This window comes from Aerococcus sp. L_32 (genome assembly GCF_050689315.1).
This window is the reverse complement of record NZ_JBOEQF010000140.1, coordinates 1-5,483: the sequence shown is the minus strand read 5'-3', so window position 1 is coordinate 5,483 and position 5,483 is coordinate 1. Positions and strand designations below refer to the sequence as shown.

The following is a 5,483-nucleotide window of genomic DNA, read 5'->3' as shown; positions in this document are numbered from 1 at the left end:
TCTGGCTTAGCGCGTAAAGTTGAAATCCAATTAGCCTATGCTATTGGGGTTGCAGAGCCTGTATCTATTGCGATTGACACCTTTGGTACAAGTGACTTATCTGAAAATGAATTAGTTGGCCTTGTGCGCGACAACTTTGATTTAACCCCAAATGGGATTATCGATATGTTATCACTACGTCAACCAATCTTCAGTAAAACTGCTGCTTACGGCCATTTTGGTCGTGATGACCAAGACTTTACTTGGGAAAAAACAGATAAAGTAGACATTTTGAAGAAATAAGCATTCTTGAATAAATAACACAAACAAACCCCAGTAAGGCGCCTCATCGAGGCTGCTTACTGGGGTTTTCTGTGTCTATTTGTTGTTAGCTTTACATGCAAAGATGCGGTTCATTTAAAAATTCATCCGTGTGAAAAAGGCTTTGAAACGAGCTTGATAACGGTTGACCATTTTCCAAAAGGCAAAAGCAAGTGCCAACAAGACGAGACTGATTAGGGTTTCGCTTGCGGTCATGGGTTGGATGGTCAGAATGTCTGAAAAATGTGGCAAGACTAGTGCGACGGCAAGCATCGCAAGGGTCGCGGTTGATGCGAGAAAGAGACGCAACTTGTTAAACGGGAAGCAAGACTGCCATACCGCAAATAAAGAGACACCGGTCAACATGACATAGTCAAAGGTCCGGGCGGTTTCAAAGTCAATCATGCCCAGTTTCACCATGATTAAGGAGGCGAAAATGGCTACAGACACCGTTAGGGCTGAAGGTAGCGCCGCGGCAAGGGATTTAGGTAGGAAACGCTCTTTGACTTGCTGGTTATTAGGTTCAAATGACATGAAGAAGGCAGGATAGCCCTCGATAAAGGCGTCAATCATGGTAATTTGTAAGGGAATAAATGGAAACGGAAAATTCAAGGCTATACAAATTAAGGTCACGATTAAGGAATATAGGGTTTTGATAAAGAATACGCTTGATGACCGGGTGATGTTGTTGACCACACGACGGCCTTCAGAAATGACCGCTGGTAAGTCACCAAAGTCTGAATTGACCAGGATTAAATCGGCCATTTGACGGGTTGCCCCGTCCCCTTCAGCCATAGCGATGGATAAGTCAGCTTGGGACAAGGCTAAAATATCGTTAACCCCGTCACCTGTCATCCCTACAATATGGTCTTCATCTTGAAATTCAGACACCAAGAGTTTCTTTTGTTGGGGTGAGACCCGGCCGAAAACATTGTATTGGTGAGCTGCTGCTCTTACATCTGCTTCCGCTTGGATTTGACTCATATCAATCGCTTGGGCATCGCCTGCGAGTCCTGCGTTCTTAGCGACTCTAGCAACGGTTTGCGGGTTGTCACCTGAAATAATTTTGATGTCCACACCCTCATTTTGGAAAAATTCCAGGGTGGCTTTCGAATTTGGCCGAATTGGGTCGCTCAAAGTGATGTAGCCAATTGGTTTGATCGCTAAATTCGCGATATCCGTATTGTCGTCTAAAAGTTCAGTCGATTGGCCCACCAACAAAACCCGCAGACCGTCACTTTGCGCGGTAATTACTCGCTCAATCGGTTCGTCGATAAGGTATTCAGCTGCACCAACGAAAATTGTACCGGCTTCTTCAAAACTGATCGCCCCCCACTTCCGTTCAGATGAAAAGGGGGTGACTTGTAAGGCTTCTAAAGTTAAGGCTTGACCGTCGAAGTGGTTTTTCAAGGCTGTCATGGTTAAATTACTATCGGTTGATGCGGCTGTGTAATTGGCTAACTGGTCTTCTAAATCTGCTTGAGATAAGTCACCGAGTGGGAAAATCCCTTCCACTGACATTTTCCCTTGCGTAATTGTCCCAGTCTTATCTAAACACAGCATATCCATGTGGGCCAAAGCTTCAACAGCGTACATATTTTGCACGAGGACATTCTTTTTGCCTAGTTTTAAAACAGCCGTTGAAAGGGCTAGTGAAATCAATAATACAAGACCTTTAGGCAGCATACCGATCAGGGCAGCCACCGAGTTTATCACCGCCACATCCACGGCATCACTTCGTAGGAAAAAAGCTTGCAAGAATAAGAGAATCCCTAGTGGCACAATGATGTAGGAAGTAAACTTGGCAATTTTCTTAATAGCATCGGTTAATTCAGAACGGGCGTAGGGTTGAGACTTGGTTTCAGCCACCAACTGCTCCGCGTAATTGTCATCTCCAACATGGATCAACTCAGCAAGCAATTGCCCACTGGTTAAGTAAGAACCGGATAATAATTCATCACCTGCTTGTTTTAAAATGGCATCCGATTCACCCGTTAAAAGGGACTCGTTTACTTCACTAGATCCGTCCACTACAGTGGCGTCTGACGGCACCTGGTCCCCACTTTCAAGGATAATCAAGTCGTCAACCACCAATTCAGTCGACGGGACAATCGCTTCCTGGCCATTTCGGACCACTTTGACTGGCTTGTTGGATAAAATGGTCAACTTGCTGACCAAATCGCGGGCTCTAATCTCTTGGACAATCCCAATCACAATATTTAAAATAATGATGGCAATAAAGACCATGTTAGAATAAGCGCCAACCAGTAACAATAAGAAAGCCAACAGGAAGTTTAAGGCATTAAATAGGGTAAACACATTCTCTTTAATAATTTCAGCTGTCGTCTTTTGGTTTGAATGACTGGTTTGGTTAACCTGCCCTTTTGTCACTTTGGACTGGACTTCTTCATCGGTTAGACCTTGGTATCGATCGTTCCTCATTAATTTATATCCTCCATTTTACATTCCTTATTTTTGTTGCTATTTTATTTTCCTCATAAAAGTCCATTATACGTCAGATGAATATGTGCAAATTTAAAGATTTATTTAGCTTTCTCTTAAGAAGACAAGATTGTCGGGGAAAACGTAGAAAAGAACAAAAAACTCCTCCATCTTTCGATGAAGGAGTTTTTCTATATATGCCGGCTAAAGGACTTGAACCCTCGACCCTCTGATTACAAATCAGATGCTCTACCAACTGAGCTAAGCCGGCAAATATGTTTTATTCAAAATGAATATGACCCGTGTAGGATTCGAACCTACGACCCACTGATTAAAAGTCAGTTGCTCTACCAACTGAGCTAACGAGTCATGGTGGAGAATGAGGGGCTCGAACCCCCGACATCCTGCTTGTAAGGCAGACGCTCTCCCAGCTGAGCTAATTCTCCGTAACTATTTCAATTAGTTATCTATCAAAGACAACTATTAAATAATACCATCTGATTTAGACACTGTCAACACAATTTCCATAAAAATTTTATTTTTCATCATTTTCTAGCGCATCGGCAGAAAAAATTCGTATATAAACCATATGGAGGTTGAAAATGATATCGTTTGTTTATTATACCATTCTTTTGGTCCTTTTTGCTAGTCTTGCTTCATTTTTTATGGTCGTCGGCTCAAGAACAGTCCTTGGACAATCCTTTATCCACGGTCGTTCCAAGTGCGACAATTGCCATGTCCCGATTTCACCCTTAGCTTTGATACCAATCATCGGTTACGGCCTATCAACAGGTAAATGCCAGACTTGCCACCAGCCAATTCCACTGATTTATCCACTTTCTGAAGGATTTTTCGCTATATTCTCTTTCCTGTTTTTTCTACACCATACGACTGAAACAGCAATTCTTCTCTTCCTGATTTTTACTACCCTTCTTATCATGACCAGTGCCGATATGGCTTTACACATCATACCAGACCGGTTTCAAGTCATATTATTATTAGTTGTGATTAATTATCTATATCGAAATCCGGACCTAGCACGCTTAACCCACATTACCTTTTCCCTATTAGTCCTCACTACTTTAATCACCTGCAATCACCTGCTTCATCAAGGTATTGGTGGTGGCGACATTAAAACACTGATAGTCTTAGCTCTAATGCTCGGTCCCTTAAACTTCTCATACCTTCTTTTAATCGCTAGCGGTCTAGCCCTTTGTCACATCTTTTATTTAAAAATCAGGCATACGAGCTTGCCAACTGGTCTGCCATTTATCCCTTATTTATTCTTTGCCTATCCCATCATCTTCTATATACTGTAATTAGCAAGGTATAGGACGTGAGGGAGAGAATATGCAGATTCAACACACTTTTATCCAGGGTAAATATGACTAGCCAGTTTTATGCGAGGACGCTCTTTTTACAAATGAGTATTTCATCGCAGTTGTAGATGGGGTGACTTCAAAATCGAATTTCACCCATGAGGGCATGAAGACTGGCAAAATAGCATCCAATATCATCAAAGACTTCTTAGCCACACTAGATCCGCAGGCCTCTATCGAGACAGTTATTTCGGGCGTTAACCAAGCTTTCGAGGAAAAATTTTATACACATGTGCATTTCCCACTAAACCGAATCGAACATGGTCCACAAGCTGCCATGGCTTTGTATTCTGACTTCCACAAGTGTATCTACTTAATTGGGGATTGTCAGGCTAGTGTAAACGGGCAATTACATACCCAATCAAAGGCCTCTGATGCTATTTTAAGTGCATTCAGGTCCCTCATCTTGCATATCAACCCTAACCAACACCAAGAAGCTAGGGACGCTATTATGCCCTATTTAGTTTCCACAAACACATTCGCCAACAAGGCTGATACACGGTTTGGTTATTCGGTTTTAAACGGACAAGAAATCCCGACCGACTTAATCACAACCATTCCTGTTCAGCCTGGGGATGAAATTGTCTTAACGTCAGATGGTTATCCAGAAATCAGACCAACTTTTGAAGAAACTGAAGCTTACCTGCAAGAAATTATCCACAACGATCCGGATTTAATTGACCAATTTATTTCCACAAAAGGCGTCACCCTTGACCAAGTCAGCTTTGATGACCGGTCTTATATTGGCTTCAAAGTGACGGACCGGTCGTAAATTTCAAAAATCTTCTCCCTATAAAACACAAAATCCCTAGACCAATTTGGCCTAGGGATTTTTTCTCGTCTGAATATTCATTTGTCGTTTCTACAATGGTGAATTAGTTTTCTTGAATACTTGAGTAGTCAATTTGGCTAATTTCAGTATCTACGTCTGCTTCTTCGCCGTAGATTAATTGTTGTGTGTCACCGATTTTTTTCGGTTCCATTTCACGGTAACGAGCCATACCTGTACCTGCAGGGATGATCTTACCGATAATAACATTCTCTTTTAATCCAAGTAAGTGGTCTTCTTTACCACGGATTGCCGCGTCAGTTAAGACTTTAGTTGTTTCTTGGAATGAAGCTGCAGATAGGAAACTGTTAGTTTCTAAGGCCGCTTTAGTGATACCTAATAATACTGGACGCGCTGTTGCAGGTAGTTCACCTGAACGGATTGCTTCAGTATTGGCATCTGTAAAGTCTGCAGTATCCATTAATTTACCTGGTAACAAGTCTGTTGAACCTGGGTCAAGGACACGTACTTTACGTAGCATTTGACGAACCATAACTTCCACGTGTTTATCATTGATGTCTACCCCTTGAGAA

Annotated in this window: 4 protein-coding genes, 3 tRNA genes and 1 pseudogene; 3 read left to right on the top strand and 5 right to left on the bottom strand. The window is 42.1% G+C overall.

Annotation, left to right across the window (positions count from 1 at the left end; all coding sequences use genetic code 11):
• On the top strand, positions 1 to 282 hold a 282-nt coding region (locus ACRCJ0_RS08980), incomplete at its 5' end, for a methionine adenosyltransferase domain-containing protein (protein ID WP_431390227.1).
• Positions 283 to 396: 114 nt separating this feature from the next.
• Here the strand turns inward: ACRCJ0_RS08980 and ACRCJ0_RS08975 are convergent.
• From ACRCJ0_RS08975 to ACRCJ0_RS08960, 4 genes are all read right to left on the bottom strand, one after another.
• Positions 397 to 2,742 carry an HAD-IC family P-type ATPase gene (locus tag ACRCJ0_RS08975; RefSeq protein WP_431390226.1) on the bottom strand — a complete coding sequence of 782 codons (2,346 nt, stop codon included), beginning with the start codon at positions 2,740 to 2,742 and terminating at the stop codon, positions 397 to 399.
• A 198-nt stretch (positions 2,743 to 2,940) separates the two neighbouring features.
• Positions 2,941 to 3,013: transfer RNA gene (locus ACRCJ0_RS08970), tRNA-Thr, on the bottom strand.
• Positions 3,014 to 3,038: 25 nt separating this feature from the next.
• Positions 3,039 to 3,111: transfer RNA gene (locus ACRCJ0_RS08965), tRNA-Lys, on the bottom strand.
• 1 nt (position 3,112) lies between these two features.
• Positions 3,113 to 3,188: transfer RNA gene (locus ACRCJ0_RS08960), tRNA-Val, on the bottom strand.
• A 156-nt stretch (positions 3,189 to 3,344) separates the two neighbouring features.
• Between ACRCJ0_RS08960 and ACRCJ0_RS08955 the strand changes: the two genes are divergently transcribed.
• Positions 3,345 to 4,061, top strand: a complete 717-nt coding sequence (locus ACRCJ0_RS08955; protein WP_431390225.1) for a prepilin peptidase — start codon at positions 3,345 to 3,347, stop codon at positions 4,059 to 4,061.
• A gap of 166 nt (positions 4,062 to 4,227) precedes the next feature.
• Positions 4,228 to 4,893 (top strand): hypothetical protein, encoded by a 666-nt coding sequence (locus tag ACRCJ0_RS08950; RefSeq protein WP_431390224.1) that lies wholly within the window; start codon positions 4,228 to 4,230, stop codon positions 4,891 to 4,893.
• Positions 4,894 to 4,996: 103 nt separating this feature from the next.
• Here ACRCJ0_RS08950 and ACRCJ0_RS08945 read toward each other — a convergent pair.
• A pseudogene (locus ACRCJ0_RS08945) lies at positions 4,997 to 5,483 on the bottom strand (DNA-directed RNA polymerase subunit beta'); the annotation flags it as partial.